Below are 19380 nucleotides of genomic sequence, written 5' to 3'. Positions count from 1 at the left end.
AGTTCGCGTCCGGTAACCAGTGGTGATACGCCCGTTACCCGGTAGGCGTGGAAAACGAATCGATGTTGGAATCTGTTGACTTGCCTGGCGCGCGAGGTGCACCCTCAGCTCTCATGCGGCAATGGCACGGAAACGGCATCTCCTTCGGCGGCGACTACAACCCGGAGCAGTGGCCCGAGCAGACCTGGTCCGAGGACGTCGAGTTGATGCGCCGAGCCGGGGTCAACCTGGTCTCGGTCGGCATCTTCTCCTGGGCCCTGCTGGAGCCCAGCCCGGGTCGATTCGAGTTCGATTGGCTGGACCGGGTGCTCGACCTCCTGCACGACGGCGGGATTCAGGTCGACCTGGCCACCGCCACCGCCAGCCCGCCGCCGTGGCTGGCCCGCGCGCACCCGGAGACGCTGCCCCGACAGGCCGACGGCACGATCCTCTGGCCGGGCGGCCGACAGGCGTACTGCCCCAGCTCCCCGGTGTTCCGCGAGCGATCGCTGGAGTTGGTGCGGGCGGTCGCCGGCCGGTACGCCGAACACCCCGCCGTGGTGATGTGGCACGTCTCCAACGAGCTGGGCTGTCACAACTCGCACTGCTACTGCGACGTCAGCGCCGAGGCGTTCCGCCGGTGGCTGCGGGAGCGCTACGGCGACCTGGCCCGGCTCAACGACGCCTGGGGCACCGCGTTCTGGAGTCAGCGCTACGGCGACTGGGCCGAGATCAACCCGCCCCGCACGGTGACGGCCTTCGCCAACCCCACCCAGCAGCTGGATTTCCTGCGGTTCTCCTCCGACGAGCTGCGTGCCCAACTGCGCGCCGAACGCGAGGTGCTGAAGACCCTGGTCCGCCAGCCGATCACCACCAACTTCATGATCGGCATGGGTGTCAAGGACATGGACTACCAGTCCTGGGCCGACGATGTGGACCTGGTGTCCAACGACCACTACCTGACCGCCGCCGACCCGCAGGCGCACCTCGGGTTGGCGCTCGCCGCCGACCACACCCGGGGCGTCGCCGGCGGCGATCCGTGGCTGCTGATGGAGCACTCCACAAGCGCCGTCCAATGGCAGCCGCGCAACGTGGCCAAGCTGCCCGGTCAACTGCGCCGCAACAGTCTGGCGCACGTCGCCCGCGGCGCCGACGGCGTGCTGTTCTTCCAGTGGCGCGCGTCCCGGTTCGGCGCCGAGAAGTTCCACTCCGCGCTGGTGCCGCACGCCGGGCCGGACACCAAGGTGTTCCGCGAGGTCTGCCAACTCGGCGCGGACCTCAAGGCCCTCGCGGAGGTACGCGGCAGTCGGGTGGACGCCGACGTGGCGATCCTGTTCGACTGGGAGGCATGGTGGGGCCTCGAACTGGACTCGCACCCCAGCGTCGACGTCACCTACGCCGACCGACTGAACGCCCTCTACCGCGCGCTCTGGAAGGCCGGGGTGACCGCCGACGTGATCCACCCGTCGGCCGACCTGAGCGGCTACCGGCTGGTTCTGGTGCCGACCCTCTACCTGGTCCGGGACGCCGATGTCGCGGCACTGCACCGCTTCGTCGAGGGCGGCGGCACCGCGGCGGTCACCTACTTCAGTGGCATCGTCGACGCCAACGACCACATCCGCCTCGGCGGCTACCCCGGCGCGTTCCGGGAGCTGCTCGGCGTACGGACCGAGGAGTTCTTCCCGCTGCGCGAGGGCGAGCAGGTCCACCTGGACGACGGCAGCACCGCCGACGTGTGGACCGAGTGGCTGCACCCGGACGGCGCGCAGGTGCTCGCGTCGTACACCGATGGGCCCCTGCCGGGCGTGCCGGCGCTGACCCGGCACCCGGTGGGCGACGGCGCCGCCTGGTATGTCGGCACCCGGCTGGACGAGCCGGCCACCGATCGGCTGGTCGCCCGGCTCGTCGACGAGGCCGGCGTGCGCCCGGCGGCGCCGACGCCGCCCGGGGTGGAGGCGGTACGGCGGCGCGACGGCGAGCGCACCTGGCTGTTCGTCATCAACCACACCGAGGCGGAGACCCGGCTCCCGGCGACCGGTGTCGAACTGTTGACCGGTGCGCGGTGTGCCGGTGAGCTGAGGGTGCCGGCCGGTGCGGTGGCGGTCGTCCGTGAGGATCGGACCTGACGCTGACGACAGTCCACGGCGCGAAGGAGCGTTCCCCATGCTCGCCCAGCAGCGGCAGACCGCCATCCTCGATCTGATCCGTCAGCGTGGCGGCGTACGGGTGAGCGACCTGGTCAGCCGGTTCGGCGTGTCCGACATGACGATCCGCCGCGACCTGGAGGCGCTGGCCGAGCGCGGCCTGGTGGACAAGGTGCACGGCGGCGCGACACTCGCCGGCCCGGGTTCGGCCGAGGAGCCCGGCTTCGCGGCGAAGTCGATCCGGCAGCAGGCCGAGAAGCGGGCCATCGCCGAGCGGGCGGCGACGATGGTGGAGCCGGGGATGGCCATCGCGCTGTCCGCCGGCACCACCACCGCGGCGCTGGCCACCCTGCTCTCCGACGTCCGGGGGCTGACCGTGGTCACCAACTCGATCCCGGTGGCCGACGCGCTCTACCAGGACCCGCGCGCCGTCCAGACGGTGGTGTTGACCGGCGGCATCCGCACCCCGTCGGACGCGTTGACCGGGCCGGTGGCCGAGGCGGCGATCAGCGCGCTCAACGTCGACCTGCTCTTCCTCGGCGTGCACGGGCTCAGCCCACGCACCGGGTTCACCACACCCAACCTGCTGGAGGCCGGGGTCAACAGGTGCCTGATCGGCGCCGCCCGCCGACTCGTGGTGCTCGCCGACCACACCAAGTGGGAGACCATCGGCATCGCCACCATCGCCCCACTGGAGGCCGCCGACATCCTGATCACCGACCGTGGGCTGCCGGCCGAGGCCCGCACCACGATCGACGAACAGGTAGGCGAACTGGTCATCGTCGAGGTCGGTTAGGCGCCCGCCGCCGGCGCTTGATCGACTCGGCTTCCTGAAAACCGGGGGGTCCCGGTCACCCGGACACCGCAGTATCCAGAAACCCGAGTCGATCTAGGGATCGTCTACGGGCGAGCAGGCTTCGTCGTGGTCGGCCTGCCGCGCGCAGCGGCGGCGATCGGGCAAGATTCGGTCGCAGAAGACCCACTGTCGTACGTGCTGCGCGTCCTCCGCCGAGACCGTGATGCCGCCGACGTCGACCTGCGGCGTCCGAGCCAGAGAACCGGCGAGAGCACGGGCCATGGCCAGCGCCCCGGCCAGGTCGGCGACCGCCACCGGCAGGTGGATCACGTGTCGGGGCGGCGGTTCGGTCGACTCGGTGAACGCCAGCACGGCGGCCCGAGGCAGCGGCACGAAGATTCCGCCCGGCGGCTCGTACGGCGGGGTCACGGCCGACGCCCGTTGGGCCCGGCGCCGTGCCAGGCACGCAGCGCCCGCTTCACCCGGGCGTTCTCCGCGCTGAGCAGCGCCAGATCCTGGTGCAGCACGGTCAGGTCGAGCGCGACCCGGTGCAGGAACCGCCGTACCTCCGCCGGATCGAGGCCCCGCCGGCCGAAGCCGACGGTGGCGAAGTGGTGGTCGCGGACGTGCCGCGGATGCAGCCTGCTGCCGTCGTACCGCGTGCTTCTGCTCATGTGTCACCTCTCGACGGTCGATGGGTGAGTCAGGGTCGCGACGGCGCCCCTTCCCGTGGTAGGTATTTCTTCAAGTCGGTTCGGAGCCGGGAGTCGCACCTCCCGACGCTCTAGTGGAGACCCGACGAGATCCGGTATGCGACTGCCACTCGCGAGGCCGTCTCTCGTCACCTTCTCGGCTGTTGGCACAGCCGCGGTTGCCGTGTTTGCACCGGGCTTCCCCGGGGGCCGGCGATCACCCTCACCCGAAGGCCACGTTTCCAGTCGCTTGCAACTGGAGCAATGGTTCCTACACGGGCCTCGCCAACAGATTGAGAGGTGAACCATGCCGCACAAGCCGTTCATCCGGACACTTCGCGCGCAATGGCTGGGTCAGCAGTTGCGGGCTCTGCGCGAGGAGCGAGGAATGACGTTGAAGTTGGTCGCTGAGCATCTGCAACGCGACATGTCCGCGCTTGGTCGCTACGAACGCGCGGACTGGCCGATCCGCAAGGGCGATGTGATCGCGCTACTGGATCTCTACGGATTTCACCACGCAGCCGAGCGAGCGCGTCTGCTGGCGCTTGCCGAGGAGGTGTGGCGCACGGACCGGTGGGACGAGGACTATGGCGACGTCGTGGACGCGTCCTTCATCGAATATCCCTGGCTGGAAGGTCGCGCTGAGCAGGTCTGCTGCTTCCATCTCACCCTGGTGCCGGGGCTGCTCCAGATCCGGGAGTACGCCGAGGCCGTGATCCGTAACGCGGCAGAACCGGGGGTTTCCGAGGCAACGATCAACCGCTGGGTCGAACTTCGGATGACCCGCCAGGAGGTCCTGAGACGACGCCGCCCACTCACGATTTCCGCGGTGATCGACGAAGCGGCGCTGCGTCGGATGGTCGGCGGGCCGGAGGTTTTACGCCAACAACTACGCCACCTCGCGCAGGCGCAACGGCTGGGCAACGTGGCAATCAGGGTCATGCCCTTCGGTGTGGCTCTGCACCAGGGGCTCGACGGCACGTTCTGGATATTCCGACTGCCGGAGCCGTATCCTGCGGTTGCCTATGTGGAGTCATTGGGCGGGCGGCTCTACCTGGAGTCGCCGAAGGCTGAGCGCTTCGTTCGTACCTTCGGTCGTCTGCTGGATTCTGCGCTCAGCGAGAGCGAGTCAACGAAATTGATCACGAGCATCGCGGAGGAGTTGTGATGAGCGAGGACATGTCCGAGGTCGCCTGGCACATCAGCAGTAGGAGTGACAGCAACGGTGGTAGCTGTGTCGAGGCGGGGCCTGTTCTCGATGGTTCTGGTCGGGTGGCGGTGCGCGACAGCAAGGACCGCGCGGCGGCGACCCTCGTCTACGGCGCCCCCGGCTGGACGGCGTTTGTCAACGGGGTCAAGGACGGCACGTTTGCCCGCACCGATCCGTGATCGACTCCGGTTCGCTGATGCGGGGGTGTCCCGGTCGGGCTGATACCCCGATATCGGCGAGGTGGAGTTGATCAGAATTGGGTGGCGGCAGCTACCGGCCGGCGCGCACTCTTCCGGTCGTGCAGACGCACGAGGTGGCGGAGTTGTTCGACCGGGCGGTGCAGCGGCTGCGTCGCGTCGTCGACTCGGGCGGCTCCGACGACTCCGACGACGGGTCCGACCTGCTTCGACACGCGGCCGGCTCGGGCGCTGTCGCCGCGCGGTTGGCGGTCGCGCACCTGGCCGACGCGGACCGTGTGGTGCGCGCGGCGGCGTGCGACCTGCTCGGCTTCGCGAGTAACGTGCACGGGGACGACCTGCGCAGCGACGCCGCGACGGCCCTGATCGCGTTGGCCGACACCGAAGTCGATCCTGAGGTGCACTGGTCGATCGCCCGCGCCCAGGGCGCGACCTGCGATCCCCGTGCCCTGCCCACCCTGGTCGCCCTCGCCGGCAGCCCCGACAGTGATGTGCGGTTCCAGGTCGCGGCCGCGCTGCCGATGGTGCTGATCGACGATCACCCTCCCGAGGACGGTGTGGCAGCGCTGATCGTCCTGAGCGCCGACGCCGACCCCGAGGTGCGCGAGTGGGCCACGTTCTCCCTCGGATGGTTGAGCACCGCGGACGGGAACGCCGTCCGGCAGGCGCTGTGGGACCGCACCCGCGACGTCGAGCCGGGGGTACGGGAGGAGGGCGCCCGAGGGCTGGCGCGGCGGCGGGACGCGCGGGCACTTCCCCTGGTACGCGAACTGCTCGCGCAGGAGGAGGTGCACACGTTCACCTTCCAGGCCGCCGCGTACCTGGCGGACGAGTCGCTGTTGCCGCTGCTGGACGGGTTCGATCCCACCGCCGACGGTGTCTCCGACGCCCTGCGGGAGTGTGACCCGGTGCGCCGTGTCCAGCGCGACGAGTCGGCGTGGCAGATCCTGACCGCCCTGCATCAGCTCCGACCCGATCTGCCGGTCGCGGTCTTCGGCGAGCGGTGCGACCTCGGCCTGTACCTCGACGTCAGCGCCGGTTCCGACATCTCCGGCCACTGGTTTCTGGACGGGTTGCTCAACCGGGCCGGGCACGATCCGGCTCGTGCGGCCGAGCTGGCGATCGCGGATCTCAAGCGCTGATCGACTCGGGTTCACGGAAGTCGGGGTGTCCCGGTCGCGGCGACGCCCCGACTTTCAGGAAATCGAGTCGATCAAGCGGCGGGCGCTTCACAGCCATCTCACAGGGGTGCTGGATAAGGTGCCGGTCGAGTCAACGTCCGACTCCAGCGGAGGAGCGGTCGGCGTCGCACAGGAGTTCCGATGGTCTTCAAGAAGATGTTGAGCGCGTTCGGTGTGGGCGGTCCCAGTGTGGACACTGTGCTGACCAACCCCAACACCCGGCCCGGCCTGACCCTCGACGGGCAGGTCAACCTCGTCGGCGGTGACGCCGAGGCGGCCATCGAGCAGGTGGTGATCGGCCTGGTGACCCGGGTGGAGGTCGAGGGGCACGACGCCGAATACTCCGGCACCCTGGAGTTTCACCGGATGGCGGTCAGCGGCGCGTTCGTGCTCGCCCCGAAGCAGCAGCTCTCCATCCCGTTCCAGCTCCCGGTGCCGTGGGAGACCCCGATCACCGACGTGTACGGCCAGCGCCTACACGGCATGACGATGGGCCTGCGCACCGAGTTGGCGATCGCCCGCGCGGTCGACAAGAGCGACCTGGACCAGGTCGCGGTGCACCCGTTGCCGGTGCACGAGCGGATCCTGGAGGCGTTCCAGCGGCTCGGCTTCCGGTTCAAGCACGCCGACCTGGAGCGCGGTCACATCCGGGGCGTCCAGCAGACGCTGCCGTTCTACCAGGAGATCGAGTTCTTTGCCGCTCCGCAGTACGCGGGCACGATCAACGAGGTCGAGCTGACCTTCGTGACCAGTCAGCGCGGCGTCGAGGTCATCCTGGAGTGCGACAAGCGGGGCGGCTTCCTCAGCGCCGGGCACGACGCGTTCGGTCGCTTCCAGGTGGCGCACACCGACGTCGACCGGGTGGACTGGGCGCAGGTCGTCGACGGTTGGCTGCGCGAGACCACGTCCCGCTACGGCAGCCTCCGCTCCCAGTACGGTGCGAGCCGCGGTCACGGTCATGGCCGTGGGCCCGGAATGGGCGGCATGGTGGCCGGTGCGGCGCTCGGCGTCGCCGGCGGCATGGTCGCCGGCGAGATGATCGAGGATGCGTTCGAGGGCGACTTCGGTGGTGACTTCGGCGGCGACGAGTAGTCGGTACGAACACCACGGCGGCCTCCGGGAGAAGTCTCCCGGAGGCCGCCGTCGACCGTGAACCGGTCAGTGCCGAGCCTTGCGCTCCTCGCTGCTGCGCCAGTTACTGCCGGCCTTCGAGAGGCCACGGCTACCGAGGTAGCCAAGCGTCAGCAGGGTGATCAGGAACCAGGCGTTGTCGGCCCGGAAGATGTCCACCCCAGCGGAGTTCTGACCAACGACCTGCGACGCGCCCAGTACGGCGGCCACCGCGATCAGGTAGATCCAGAACTCGGTGGTCTTGAACGCCTGCTTGGTCTCCGTACCGGGTGCCTGCATGTCGTTGCGACGCCCGTCGTGCATGACCGGCATCTGCTGGGTCGGCATGTCCCGCATCGACGCGGGATTCTGCGGGTCGTTCATGGGCCGGTTCATCGGCCGGGTGGAAGCAGCCTGCGTGCTCATCTGGTCCTCCTCAGGATGCGATGAGTCGTACCTGCATTCCCTCGCCCCGCTACCGCGTGTCGGCCACGGCACGGTTCGCTTGCACGGCGGGGACAACCCCCGACTACCCGAGGCCACGGAGCAGGTAACACCGATCGCCGGCCGGAAAAATCCGGCCGGCGATCGGGTGGACGACTGGGTCAGCGCAGGCCGTTGCGCCTGGCCACGCTCACCAACAGGTCCGGGTCGTCGGTGATGATGCCGTCGACGCCGAGGTCGATGACCCGCTGCATCACCGTCGCGTCATCGACGGTGTACGGGATCACCTTCAGTCCGTCGCGGGCCTGAAGCGTGCGGACGTCCGGTCCGTGGAAGTATGCCGGGTTCTCCCGCAGGTACCAGTCGTCCGAGGCGACAGTGCCCTGCTTCGGGTCGTGCACCTGCCAGTTGGCCGACACCGTGCCCGCACCGGCGGCCCGGGTCAGCTTGCCCAGGTCCTGGTACTTCCACCAGTCCAGTCCACCGGTCCACGGGCTCTTCACCGCCGGGTTGCCGTACACCGCCTGCAACGAGCACTCGTCGGCGAGCGTCGCGCACTCGGCCGGGCCGTACTGCCAGACCAGCGCGACGGTGCCGATCCGCCGGTCGAGCTGCCGGGCGTACGTGATGGTGCGCCAGTCGAACGACTGGATGGTGGCCCGGTTGGTGAAGCCGGCGCGCTGGATGGCGTCGACGAGCTTGCGGGTGAAGCTGCGGTACGGCTCGGTGTCGTTCACCACCGGGCTGATCTTCGTCTCGATGTTCATTCCGATGTCGGCGCGGCCACTCGCCTTCACCAGGGCGAAGACCTCGTCCAGGGTCGGGATCCGGGCACCCGGTGCGGGCACCTGTGCGGGCAGTTCGGGCAGCGTCTTCGTGCCGCAGTCGACGGTCTTGAGCTGCGCCAGGGTCAGGTCGTGCACCGGCTTGCCCACGTACGGGAACTTCGGGTCGCCGTGGCGCACCGGGCGGGTGTCGACGCAGTGCGACCCGTTGACGGTGCGGTCGTGCAGCACCACGAGCTTGCCGTCGGCGGTCACGCCGGTGTCCAGCTCCAGCGTGGAGATGGCCCGGTTGGACAACGCGTTCGCGAAGGCCGGCAGGGTGTTCTCCGGCCGGGTGGCCCGGCCGCCGCGGTGCGCCTGGATGTCGAACGGCGCCGAGTACGCCTTCGGCAGCCGGTAGCCGCGCTGCGCCAGCAGGCCCCGCAGCCGGTCCGGGTAGTCGGTGATCAGGCCGTCCACGCCGTCGTCGATCAGCTTGGCCATGGTCGGCAGGTCGTCGACAGTCCACGGGATCACCTTGATCCCGTAGCGGTGCGCCCGGGCGACCATCTCCTTGGTGACGTACGGCTGGTAGCCGGGGTCGGTGACCGTGCCGTTCTGCGGCATGCCGTGCACCGGCGAGAAGGCGCTGGCGCCGAAGCTGCGGATCGCCCTGATCGGGTCGCCGCCGAAGTCGTCGATGTCCAGCCCGCCCAGCCACGGCGAGGCACCCGGCTGACCGGTCTGGAGGAAGTCGTAGTTGGTCAGGGCGACAAGCGGCAGCTTCGGCTCGACCTGACGCATGCGCATCAGCGCACCCCAGTCGAAGCTCTGGATGGTGACCTGCCTGAGCAGCCCGGCGGCACGGATCTCGGCAGCGGTGACCCGGACGAACTGCTCGCGCGGCGCGGTCTCGGTCGGCGCGCCGGCCTCGACCTTGGTCTCGACGTTGAGCGTCACGTCCTTCGCCCGGTAGCGGTTGACAAGCGCGAAGACCTCACGCAGCAGCGGCATCCGGGCACCGGGGACGGCGAGCTGGCCGGGCTTGTCCGACAGCGTCTTCGAGCCGCAGTCGAGCGAGCGCACCTGGGCCAGGCTGAGCGTGTTGACGTACTTCCCGACGTACGGGAACTCCGGGTCGCCGGGCGTCACCGGGGCGGTGTCGACGCACTTGGCGCCACTGACCTTGCGGTCGTGGGTGACGACCGCCTGACCGTCCTCGGTGATCTGCACGTCCAGTTCGAGGGTGCTCACCCCGAGTTGCAGGGCGTTGCCGAAGGAGGCCAGGGTGTTCTCCACCCGCAGCCCGAGGCCGCCCCGGTGGGCCTGCACGTCGAATGTCCGGTCCGGTCGCGGTTTCGCCTGGGCGGGCACCGCGAGCCCGGTCGTCACCGTCGCGGCCACCAGGGCCGCGACGGCGGTACGGCGTACTGTGCGCACGCTGTCATCCCCTCCTGCCGGCGGGCATCTCCCCCCGGTCGCGGGACAGCATGGACATCTCGGACTGCGGGCAGGCGGCCAGTGGGCGGCGCGACGGTGAACCGCGGTGGACGACCTCCCGGTCAGGCCGGGTTTGGTCGGCCGGTGGCCGGGCACGCAGTCAGTTCCACAGCTTCTGCGAGGTGATGAGCGTGCGTGAGGACGACATGCGGCAGGACGCCGCCCGCGAGGCCGAGGATCGGATCGCCGGCGGCGTGTACGGCAAGGGCGCCCTCGACGAGGTGACGGTGCCCCGCACCGATGTGGACAGTCAGATCCAGCGCGATGACCCGTTCGATCCGGCGAAGGAACGGATTGACCCACAGGTGCTGCGCGACGGTGGCCCGGTGGGCGGGCAGGGCGCGGTGACCACCACCGGTGGCACCGCCGGGCCGGCGAGCGTACGCCGGGTGGCCCGTCAGCCGGAGCGGCACTGGGGCAAGGTGGCCCCGACGACGACCGGCGACGCGACCACCGGCGGCCTGAGTACGCCGATGAGCGGCAACACCAGCGACCAGTCCACGTCGGCACCGGAGCCGGCGAAGACTGTCCAAGACCGCTCCGTTACTGACTAACCGCGATCATGAGGTTGACGTGGCTGTGGAACACCACAGTCCACGTCAACCTCATGATCAACTCAGCGGGCGGCGGTGGGGCGCAGGACGCCCAGGCGCTGGGTGGCGCGGGTCAGGGCCACGTACAGGTCGCTGCGACCACGGGGGGACTCGGCCACCATCCGGTCCGGGTCGACGACCAGCACCGAGTCGAACTCCAGCCCCTTGGCCTGCGCGACTGTCAACACCACCACCCGGCTCTCCAGCTCCGGGTGCTCACCCACGGCGGCCTCCGGCAGCGCGCCGGTCACCGCGGCGCCCAACTCGCCCACCCGGCCGGCCGGCACGAGCACACCGAGCCGACCCTCGGTCAGCGCCGCCGCCTCCCGGGTGGCCTCCGCGACGAGTTCCGCCGCCAACCGCTCGTCGGGCACCGTGCGGTCCCACGGGGGTACGCCACTCTCCCGTACCGAGCGCGGCGGACGCAGCGCCGGGTCGATCTGCGCCAGGACGTCGGCGGCGACAGTCATGATCTCGGCGGGCGTGCGGTAGCTGACCGTCAACTCGGTCAGCCGCCACCGCTGCGCCACGTACGGGGCGAGAGCGTCCGCCCACGAGGGTGTGCCGCTGAGCGCACCGGTCTGTGCGACGTCCCCGACGATCGTCATCGACCGACTCGGGCAGCGGCGCATCAGCAGCCGCCACGCCATCGGGCTCAGCTCCTGCGCCTCGTCCACAATCACGTGGCCGAACGCCCAACTCCGGTCGGCGGCGGCCCGCTGCGCGGTGGTGAGACGGTCGGCCTCCTCCTGCCGTTCCAGCAGCCGGTCCGCGTCGATCAGGTCGGTCACGCCGAGGATCTCACCGCCCTCGGCCTCGTCCTCCACGTCGATCGAGCGGGAACCCCGGGCGATCTCGAGCACGCCCTCGGCGTACTCCCGTTCCATCATCCGGATCCGGTCCCGGCGGGCGGCGGCGGCCCGCTCGTCCTCGCCGAGCAGCTCGGCGGCCTCGTCCAACAGCGGTACGTCGGCCGGCGTCCAACCGCCCGGCTCCCGCCGGAGCAGCGCCCGCTCCTCATCGGTGAGCATCGGCGCGGCGGCGGCGATCCGGTCCGGGTCGGCGTACAGGTCGGCGAGCAGTCGCTGCGGGGTGAGCACCGGCCACAGCCGGTCCAGCGCGGCCTGGATCTCCGTTTCCTCGCGCAGCTCGCGGCGGATCTCGGCCCGGTCCGCCTCGTCGAGCAGGTTGTCCCCGCCCAGCGGGTCGGCGCCGATCCGTTCGGCCACCTGATCGGCGAGCGCGTGCACGACCTCCGTGTCGAACAGCGTCCGGGCCAGGTTGTGCGGCCGGCCGACGCGGCGCACCCGGTCCCGCGCGGCCCGCACGATCTCCGGGTCGAGGGTCAGCGTCTCCCGCTCGACCTCGATCTCCAGCGGCTCGTCCGGCACCCACTGCCGGTCCCGGACGGCCAACGCCAGGACCTCGGCCAACACGGCCCGCCCCTTGAGCGCCGCGGTCTCGGCCGGTTCGGTCCGCTGGGCGCTCACCCCGGGAAAAAGATCACCCTGGGTACGCAGCAGCACGCCGGTCTCGGCCAGCGTCGGCAGCACCTGGGAGATGTAGCGCAGGAATGTCGCGTTCGGGCCGACCAGCAGCACGCCCCGGCTGGAGAGTTCGCGGCGGTGCGTGTAGAGCAGGTACGCCGCCCGGTGCAGCGCGACGGCGGTCTTGCCGGTGCCGGGGCCGCCCTGGACCACCATGACGCCCGGCAGTTCGGCGCGGATGATCTCGTCCTGTTCGGCCTGGATGGTCTCGACGATGTCGCGCATCCGGCCGGTCCGGCCCGCGTTGAGGGCCGCGAGCAGCGACGCCTCGCCGGTCAGCTCCTCGTGGCCGCCGGGGGAGGCGGTGTCGATGTCCAGCACCTCGTCGTTGAGGCCGGTCAACTTGCGCTGCCGGGTGCGCAGGTGCCGGCGGCGGCGGACGCCCTGCGGGTTGGCGGCGGTGGCGAGGTAGAAGGCGCGGGCGGCGGGGGCGCGCCAGTCCATCAGCAGCGGGTCGTAGTCACCGCTGCTGTCGAAGATGCCGATCCTGCCGATGTAGTGGCGGGAGTCGTCGTCACCGTCGAGTCGGCCAAAGCAGAGCCCGTTCTCCACGGCGGAGAACTGCTCGACCTGATCGGCGTACATCGCTACCGAGCTGTCGCGCTGGGAGCGGTCCTGGAGGGTGCCGCCGGTGTTGCGCAGCTCGGCGGTGAGCCGCTGGGCGGCCTGCTCACGCAGCCCGTCCAGCCGGTCGTAGAGCATCGAGACGTACTCCTGCTCGCGACCGATCTCGTCGTCGAGCGGCAATTCGCCGGAACCGCCGGAGTGCCTTGACAAGCCGTCTCCCTAAAGATTAGAATCGCTTGCAGGAACGGCTTTTAGCCGTTCTTTTTTGTGTCCTCGAACTGTTGAAGATAGCGCGTTCCGGCGGTTCTCACCAAGCCAGGCGAGCCGGCGCGCCGGTGATCGCGAGGTGGCGTCGGATGATCCTGCGGGCCGGGCAACGGGTGGTCTTCATCGGCGACAGCATCACCGATTGTGGCCGACGCGACGTCGCCGCGCCCTACGGCTCCGGATATGTGAGCCTCGTCCGTGCGTTTGTCGACGCGCGGCACCCGGAGCTGGAGCTGGCGTGGGTCAACCGGGGTGTGGGCGGCGACACCGTCCGGGACCTGGCCGCCCGCTGGGACGACGACGCGATCGCCGAGCGCCCCGACTGGCTGTCGGTGCTGATCGGCATCAACGACATCTGGCGGCACTACGGCGATCGCCCGCACGAGGCCGTCGGCATCGACGAGTACGAGCGCACCCTGCGCGACCTGCTGCGTCGGGCGGTCGCCGCCACCGGTTGCCGGTTGATCCTCGGTGACCCGTTCCTCATCGAGGCGGACCGCGACGTCCCGCAGCGCGCCGACACCGACCGGTACGCGGCCGTGGTGGCGGGGCTGGCCAGCGAGTTCGACGCGGTGCACGTGCCCAACCAGGCGGCGTTCGACCGGGTGCTGGCGGTCAGCCCGTCGGCGCGCTGGGCCGACGACCGCGTCCACCCGTACCTGCCCGGCCACGCGGTCCTCGCCGACGCCTACCTGAGCGCCCTCGGCGCCTCCTGACCCGGGGCCGCACCGCGAAGCGCCGGGCCGACCGTCAGGTCGACCCGGCGCGAACACCGCTGGATCAGCCGCGAGCAGCCTGGTAGAGCCGCTCCGGAGTGACCGCGCCGGCGAGGACCCGGCCGTCGTCGGTGAGCAGCACACTGAACAGCTTGCCGGTGAGCAGACGACCGCTACCCCAGTCGCCCTTGACCGCCGTCAGGCTGCCGAGCAGCTTCGACACGTCCAGGTCCGGTGCGGCGCCGGCCGATGGCACGGCCGGCTTCGCGTCGGCCGGCTTGCCGCCGAGAGCCCCGTCGAGGCGGGCGACGAGCACCGTCGTCCAGCCGGTGCCCACCGCGCGGACCTGCGGATCGCCCGCCGGCTTGGCGTGGTCGGGCTTGCCCGCACCCGGCCGCTCGGCCTTCTCCTCGGTGACCGTCACACCGGGCGGCGGGTTGAAGGTGAACTGGTCGTCGGCGGGCCGACGGTAGTCGATCTGGGTGAAGGCCATCTCGAACGCCGGCTGGTCGCTGCCCTTCGCGAGCACCTCGAAGCGCAGCGGCACGTGCTGCTTGGCGTCGATGGCGATCCGCAGCTGGTGCACCAGGGAGTCCTTGTCGCGCGGCTGGAGCACCAACTCGTACGCGTCCTGGCCGGCCACCGTCGCCGAGCGGCCGACGTTGACCTCGGTGCTCGGGTCGATCGCGGCCAACGCGAGGTCGGCGGCCTGCTGCGGAGTGGCCGGCAGGCTCGGCCGCGCCTCGGGAGCGGCCTTCGCGGCCTCGGCGTCGCCGAGCGTGCGATGGCGGGCCGTGTTGCTGCGGCTCTCCCAGGTCCAGACGTCCCGGCCGTTGCGGATCACGTCCTGCTCGCCGAGGGTGTCCAGCAACGCGACCCGCTGCCGCTCCGGGCCGGAATACCAGACCCGCAGGGTGTGGGTGCCGGTCAACATGCTGGTCAGCTCGTTGCCGGGGGCCAGCCCGACGATCGGCGGCAGGCCGAGGTCGGCGCGCTGCACGACGGTCCCGGAGACCCCCTCCAGCCGGGAGGTCTGCAGATCGACCAGGAGCTGGGCGGCGGTACGCGGCGGCAGGCTCGGCTCGGCCTCGGCGGCGAACGTGCCGATCGCCGCTCCACCGCCGATGACGGCGACGGCGGCGGTGGCCGGGACCAGCCAACGCAGGACGGGACGGCTTCTCAGAACGGACATGGTGGCACCTCCTGCGACCATCCTCCCCCCTCGGCCCTGAGAACGAGCTGAGGACGCCGAACCGCCGTCGGTTGACCCGGGTGGCACCCTTGAACTGTGCGGTTGCTGGTGGTGGAGGACGAGGCCCGGTTGGCGGCTGCCCTACAACGGGGCCTGGCGGCGGAGGGGTTCGCGGTGGACGTGGCGCGGACCGGCCCGGCCGGGCTGGACGCGGCCCGGCACGGCGAGTACGACGCCATGATCCTCGACGTGATGCTCCCCGGCCTCTCCGGCTACGAGCTGGTCCGCCAACTGCGAGCGGAGCAGCACTGGTTGCCGGTGCTGATGCTCTCCGCCAAGGACGGCGAGTACGACCAGGCCGACGGCCTCGACTGTGGCGCGGACGACTACCTGACCAAACCCTTCTCGTACGTGGTGCTGCTGGCCCGGCTGCGGGCGCTGCTGCGCCGCGGCGCGCCGGAGCGCCCGACGGTGCTGGAGGTCGGTGACCTGCGGCTGGACCCGGCCCGCCGACGGGTGACCCGGGCCGACACCGAGGTGACGCTGACCGCGCGGGAGTTCGCGCTGCTGAACTACCTGATGCGCCGGCCCGGCCAGGTCATCTCCAAGATCGAGTTGCTGGACCACGTGTGGAACGCGAGCCTGGAGACCGCGCCGAACATCGTCGAGGTGTACGTCGGCTACCTGCGCCGCAAGCTCGGCCGGGACCGGCTGGAGACGGTCCGGGGCGTCGGTTACCGGCTGGCGATGTGACAGCCGACGCTCCGGTGCCCGCCCGCCGGGGGTGGGCCGGCTGGCTGCCGGTGCTGGGGCTGCGGGGGCGGCTCATGGCGCTCGGCGTGCTCGGCCTCACCATCGGGCTGGCCCTGGGCGGGGTGGTGCTGCTCGGCGCGCTCGGCTTCGTGCTCCAACGAACTGTCGACACCGAGGCGTTCCGGACCGCCGACGCGGTCGCGCTGCTCGCCGCCGAGGACGCGTTGCCCGACCCGCTTCCGGTGGCCGGCGGGCAGGTCCGCGTCCAGGTCGTCGACGGGCAGGGGCGGATCCGGGCCGCCTCGATCGACGCCGACCGGCTGGTCCCGATGGTCCGCCCCGAGCGGCTGGAGCACGACGGTCGGCAGCGGCTGGAGGTGCCGGCGGAGCGGGTCGGGCTCGTCGGCCCGGTCCGGGTGGTCGCCGTACCCGCCGGCACCGCTGCCGACCCGCTGACCGTGCTGGTCGCCCGGTCGATGGCCGACGTGCGACACAGCACCCACGCGGTCCGGGTCATCCTGCTGGTGGCGTTCCCACTGCTGGTGGCCGTGCTGGCCGGGGTGGCGTGGCGGGTGGTGGGCGCGACTCTGCGGCCGGTCGAGGCGCTCCGTCGGGGCGCCGAGGAGATCACCGGGCGGGCCGGTACCGGTCGGCTGCCGGTGCCCGCGTCGGCCGACGAGATCCACCGGTTGGCGGTCACCCTCAACGGCATGCTGGACCGGCTGGAATCCGGTCGGGTGCGGCAACGGGCGTTCGTCTCCGACGCCGCACACGAGCTGCGCAGCCCGTTGACCAACATCCGGACCGAGCTGGAGGTCGCCCAGCGCCTCGCGGACCGCACGGACTGGACGGCGGTGACCGCCAACCTGCTCGCCGACACCGACCGGCTGAGCCGACTTGTCGACGATCTCCTGCTGCTGGCCCGCCTGGACGAGGCTCCGCCGGCCCGGGGGACCGGCCCGGTGGAGCTGGGCGCGCTGCTGACCGAGGTCGCGGCCCGCTACCCGTCGCCGCCGGTGCGGGTGACGATGCCGCCGGGCCCGCTGTGGACGACCGGCAACGCCGACGAGCTGCGGCGCGTGCTGGCCAACCTGGTCGACAACGCGGTACGCCACGCGTACGGCACGGTGGTGCTCGCCGCCGAGGCGGCGCCGGTGACGCGGCGGACGGTCGGGGCGTACCACCTGGTGACGGTGACCGACGACGGCCCGGGTGTGCCGGCGGCGGACCGGGAGCGGGTGTTCGACAGGTTCACCCGGCTGGACGACGGTCGGGCCCGCGACGACGGCGGCGCCGGCCTGGGGCTGGCCATCGTTTGGGAGTTGGTGCGCCGGGCCGGCGGCAGCATCACCCTGACCGACGCGCCGGAGCAGCACGGGCTGCGGGTGTGCCTGCTGCTGCCGGCCGACCCGGGCCTGAACCCGCCGGCTTCTGCCTGAGTCGGCCGGGTCAGCGGCGGCGGGTGCAGACCTGCTCGGAGTTGGCGACGGTGTCGGTGGACCAGACGACGGCGACGGTGAAGCAGTAGTCGTTGGTGCGGTTGAGCGCGTAGATGACGTAGCTGGTGGTGCCGGCGGGCAGGGTCGCGAAGACGTTGCGGTCCTGACCGGTGCGGCCACCCGCGATGACCACCGGGCCCTCACTGCCGGCCGGATAGGTCCAGTTCAGCGCGATGCTGTCCCGGGTGTCGCGCAGGGTTACCGCGCCGGGCGGGCTGCCGGGCGGTGCTCCGGTGCCGGCCGGCGTGGGCGCTGCGCCGCCCGGGTTGGGCGCTGCGCCGCCCGGGTTGGGCGCTGCGCCGCCCGGGTTGGGCGCTGCGCCGCCCGGGTTGGGCGCTGCGCCGCCCGGGTTGGGTGCGGTGGTGGCCGGCGGGCCGGCGGTGGGGGAGCCGCTGGCCGGCGGCGGCGTCGGCTCGTCGTCGCCGTCGACCCGGGCCACCCCGGCGATCACCGCGGCCGCACCGAGCAGCACCACGACCACACCGGCCACCAGCACCGGCACCAGCCGGTTGCGCGGCGGCGACGGCGCCCGGTGCACGGGGACCGGCAACAACCGGGACGGCGTGTAGGGCTCAAGCGGCGCGTACGGGTCCGGCGGCCGGTACGGGTCGGACGCCGCGTGCGGGTCGGACGGCTGGTACGGGTCGGGCGCTGCATATGGGTCGGACGCCGTATACGGGTCGGACTGCGTGGCGGGGCGGTGCAGCCGGTATACCCCCGGCTGCTCCTCGGTGCCGCCGGCCAGCCCGATCACCGACGGGGGCACCGGAGCGTCGGTGCTGTAGGGCGTGGGCTCCTCCGCCGACTCGGGTGGCCAGGTGGTGCCGGCCGGCCCGGCCGGTTCGTCGGCCGGCGTTCGAGGACTCGGCACCGTCCCGCCGGCTGCCGGCCCGGCCTGGTGTGGCGCGGGTGCCGACGGGTGGCGGTCGAATCCGGTCGGGTCGTCGTCGTGCGGTGGGACGCGGGCGGCCGGCACCGCCGGGGTGTCCCGGGCGGTGGGCGCGTTGTCGGCGCAGGCGTGGTCGGGATTGGCCGCCGCCCGGGCCAGGGCCGCCACCTGCGCGGCCAGCGGGTCGTCGGCGGGCAGGTGCTGCCGGCACAGCTCACGTGCCAGTGCCAGGTTGTCGTGCGCCTCGGTGAACTGCCCGCAGTCACGCTGCATCGCCCCGAGCCGCGCCAGCATCTTGATGCCGCTGGGGTGCCCGTCGCCATAGATCTCCCGGTGCAGCTCCCAGGCGTCCTGGAGCCGGTCCCGGGCAATCGTGCACTGGCCGCGGGCGTACTCGACGGTGGCCAGGTCGGCGTGTGCGGCGAGCACCCGCAGTGACTCCGGGCCATCCTGTGCGGTCAGCTCGATGATGACTTCCTGGTAGAGCCGAGCGGCCCGGGAGTGGCTGCCGACCCGGTGCAACACCGCGGCCAGGGTCGCCGCGGCGGCCACCGTGCGCGGGTCGGAACGGCCGTGCAGGCGGGTGGTGGCCGCGTACGCGAAGGCGGCCCAGCCCCGGGCCGAGTGGGGCTCACCGAGGGCGACCAACACCCGCGCCTGGAGGCTCGCCGCCTCGGCCAACTCGCCGGTGGCGTTGGCGGGACGGGGGTCGGCGTCGGTGAGCGCGTCGGCGAGCAGTTGCTGCGCGCCGGCCAGATCGCCGGCCGACACGAGATGGTGCGCCTGGTCAGTCAGTTCACCGAAGCCGGAAGACACGCCCCATCGTGCTCATTCGACGACGGTTAGTACAAGACCCGCGCCGGTGTCGATTGGTCAGGATCTGCTCAGGTGGTCGGCCAGGGTTTCGCTGATTCGGCGCAGTTGGTCGACCTGGGCGGGGCTCAACGCGTCGAACAGGTGCCGGCGTACCCCTTCGACGTGGCCGGGTGCGGCGGCCGCGAGGGTGGCGAAACCCTCGTCGGTGAGCAGGGCGATCTGCCCGCGCCGGTCGGTGGGGCACTCCTCGCGGCGTACCCATCCGGCCGCCTCCAGCCGGGCCACGGCGTGCGAGAGCCGGCTGCGCGACGACCCCGCCGCCTGCGCGAGTTCGCTCATCCGTAGTTGGCGACCGGGGGCCTCGGAGAGCCGGACCAGGATCTCGTAGTACGCGTGCGGCATGCCCGCCTCGCGCTGTAGCTCGCGGTCGAGCGTGTCCATCAGCATCCGGGACGCGGCGAGGTACGCGCGCCACGTGCGCTGTTCGTCGGGGTCCAGCCAGCGGGTCATGGCGGCCATCATAA

General features: G+C 71.5%; 18 protein-coding genes. 10 read left to right on the top strand and 8 right to left on the bottom strand.

Going from position 1 to position 19380, the window contains the following annotated elements; translation table 11 throughout:
• Window positions 1-113 precede the first annotated feature (113 nt).
• The gene (locus AB0B57_RS16945) at window positions 114-2105 is read left to right on the top strand and encodes a beta-galactosidase (protein ID WP_357070033.1); all 1992 of its coding nucleotides are present in this window, start codon (window positions 114-116) and stop codon (window positions 2103-2105) included.
• 37 nt (window positions 2106-2142) lie between these two features.
• Window positions 2143-2919, top strand: coding sequence for a DeoR/GlpR family DNA-binding transcription regulator (locus tag AB0B57_RS16940; protein WP_357070031.1), 777 nt, complete (start codon window positions 2143-2145; stop codon window positions 2917-2919).
• A gap of 93 nt (window positions 2920-3012) precedes the next feature.
• Here the strand turns inward: AB0B57_RS16940 and AB0B57_RS16935 are convergent, their stop codons facing one another.
• The gene (locus AB0B57_RS16935) at window positions 3013-3201 is read right to left on the bottom strand and encodes a hypothetical protein (RefSeq protein WP_357070383.1); all 189 of its coding nucleotides are present in this window, start codon (window positions 3199-3201) and stop codon (window positions 3013-3015) included.
• A 143-nt stretch (window positions 3202-3344) separates the two neighbouring features.
• Window positions 3345-3593 (bottom strand): DivIVA domain-containing protein, encoded by a 249-nt coding sequence (locus AB0B57_RS16930; RefSeq protein WP_357070029.1) that lies wholly within the window; start codon window positions 3591-3593, stop codon window positions 3345-3347.
• A 325-nt stretch (window positions 3594-3918) separates the two neighbouring features.
• Here AB0B57_RS16930 and AB0B57_RS16925 point away from each other — a divergent pair, with 325 nt between their 5' ends.
• From AB0B57_RS16925 to AB0B57_RS16910, 4 genes are all read left to right on the top strand, one after another.
• The gene (locus AB0B57_RS16925; RefSeq protein WP_357070027.1) at window positions 3919-4779 is read left to right on the top strand and encodes a helix-turn-helix transcriptional regulator; all 861 of its coding nucleotides are present in this window, start codon (window positions 3919-3921) and stop codon (window positions 4777-4779) included.
• Entirely contained in the window at window positions 4779-5000 is a 222-nt protein-coding gene (locus tag AB0B57_RS16920; RefSeq protein ID WP_357070025.1) for a DUF397 domain-containing protein, read from the top strand. Before AB0B57_RS16925 ends, AB0B57_RS16920 begins: the two co-directional genes overlap by 1 nt.
• A gap of 119 nt (window positions 5001-5119) precedes the next feature.
• The gene (locus AB0B57_RS16915) at window positions 5120-6160 is read left to right on the top strand and encodes a HEAT repeat domain-containing protein (RefSeq protein ID WP_357070023.1); all 1041 of its coding nucleotides are present in this window, start codon (window positions 5120-5122) and stop codon (window positions 6158-6160) included.
• 180 nt (window positions 6161-6340) lie between these two features.
• On the top strand, window positions 6341-7291 hold the full coding sequence (locus tag AB0B57_RS16910; protein WP_357070021.1) for a sporulation protein: 951 nt from the start codon (window positions 6341-6343) through the stop codon (window positions 7289-7291).
• A 66-nt stretch (window positions 7292-7357) separates the two neighbouring features.
• Here AB0B57_RS16910 and AB0B57_RS16905 read toward each other — a convergent pair whose 3' ends face one another.
• Window positions 7358-7735, bottom strand: a complete 378-nt coding sequence (locus AB0B57_RS16905) for a hypothetical protein (RefSeq protein ID WP_357070019.1) — start codon at window positions 7733-7735, stop codon at window positions 7358-7360.
• 179 nt (window positions 7736-7914) lie between these two features.
• Entirely contained in the window at window positions 7915-9957 is a 2043-nt protein-coding gene (locus AB0B57_RS16900) for a glycerophosphodiester phosphodiesterase family protein (protein ID WP_357070017.1), read from the bottom strand.
• 191 nt (window positions 9958-10148) lie between these two features.
• Between AB0B57_RS16900 and AB0B57_RS16895 the strand changes: the two genes are divergently transcribed.
• A complete protein-coding gene (locus tag AB0B57_RS16895) occupies window positions 10149-10571 on the top strand; it encodes a hypothetical protein (protein ID WP_357070015.1) in 423 nt (140 codons plus the stop codon).
• A 62-nt stretch (window positions 10572-10633) separates the two neighbouring features.
• Here the strand turns inward: AB0B57_RS16895 and AB0B57_RS16890 are convergent, their stop codons facing one another.
• The gene (locus AB0B57_RS16890; RefSeq protein ID WP_357070381.1) at window positions 10634-12859 is read right to left on the bottom strand and encodes an ATP-binding domain-containing protein; all 2226 of its coding nucleotides are present in this window, start codon (window positions 12857-12859) and stop codon (window positions 10634-10636) included.
• Between the two features lie 221 nt (window positions 12860-13080).
• Here AB0B57_RS16890 and AB0B57_RS16885 point away from each other — a divergent pair, with 221 nt between their 5' ends.
• Window positions 13081-13707, top strand: coding sequence for an SGNH/GDSL hydrolase family protein (locus tag AB0B57_RS16885; RefSeq protein WP_357070013.1), 627 nt, complete (start codon window positions 13081-13083; stop codon window positions 13705-13707).
• 64 nt (window positions 13708-13771) lie between these two features.
• On the opposite strand, the gene AB0B57_RS16880 is transcribed toward AB0B57_RS16885, so the two are convergent.
• Window positions 13772-14899, bottom strand: a complete 1128-nt coding sequence (locus AB0B57_RS16880) for a sigma-E factor regulatory protein RseB domain-containing protein (RefSeq protein WP_357070011.1) — start codon at window positions 14897-14899, stop codon at window positions 13772-13774.
• A gap of 96 nt (window positions 14900-14995) precedes the next feature.
• Between AB0B57_RS16880 and AB0B57_RS16875 the strand changes: the two genes are divergently transcribed.
• Window positions 14996-15652: a response regulator transcription factor gene (locus AB0B57_RS16875; protein ID WP_357070009.1), complete on the top strand. Its 657-nt coding sequence runs from the start codon at window positions 14996-14998 to the stop codon at window positions 15650-15652.
• Between the two features lie 74 nt (window positions 15653-15726).
• A complete protein-coding gene (locus AB0B57_RS16870; RefSeq protein WP_357070379.1) occupies window positions 15727-17091 on the top strand; it encodes an ATP-binding protein in 1365 nt (454 codons plus the stop codon).
• A 10-nt stretch (window positions 17092-17101) separates the two neighbouring features.
• On the opposite strand, the gene AB0B57_RS16865 is transcribed toward AB0B57_RS16870, so the two are convergent.
• Both AB0B57_RS16865 and AB0B57_RS16860 read right to left on the bottom strand, forming a co-directional pair.
• Window positions 17102-18856, bottom strand: coding sequence for a tetratricopeptide repeat protein (locus AB0B57_RS16865; protein ID WP_357070007.1), 1755 nt, complete (start codon window positions 18854-18856; stop codon window positions 17102-17104).
• Window positions 18857-18913: 57 nt separating this feature from the next.
• Window positions 18914-19375, bottom strand: a complete 462-nt coding sequence (locus tag AB0B57_RS16860) for a MarR family transcriptional regulator (protein WP_357070377.1) — start codon at window positions 19373-19375, stop codon at window positions 18914-18916.
• Window positions 19376-19380 lie beyond the last annotated feature (5 nt).

It is taken from the genome of Micromonospora sp. NPDC049101, assembly GCF_040648675.1.
GTDB lineage: Bacteria > Actinomycetota > Actinomycetes > Mycobacteriales > Micromonosporaceae > Micromonospora.
The sequence above is the reverse complement of the archived record's forward strand: the minus strand, read 5'-3'. Positions and strand labels throughout refer to the sequence as shown.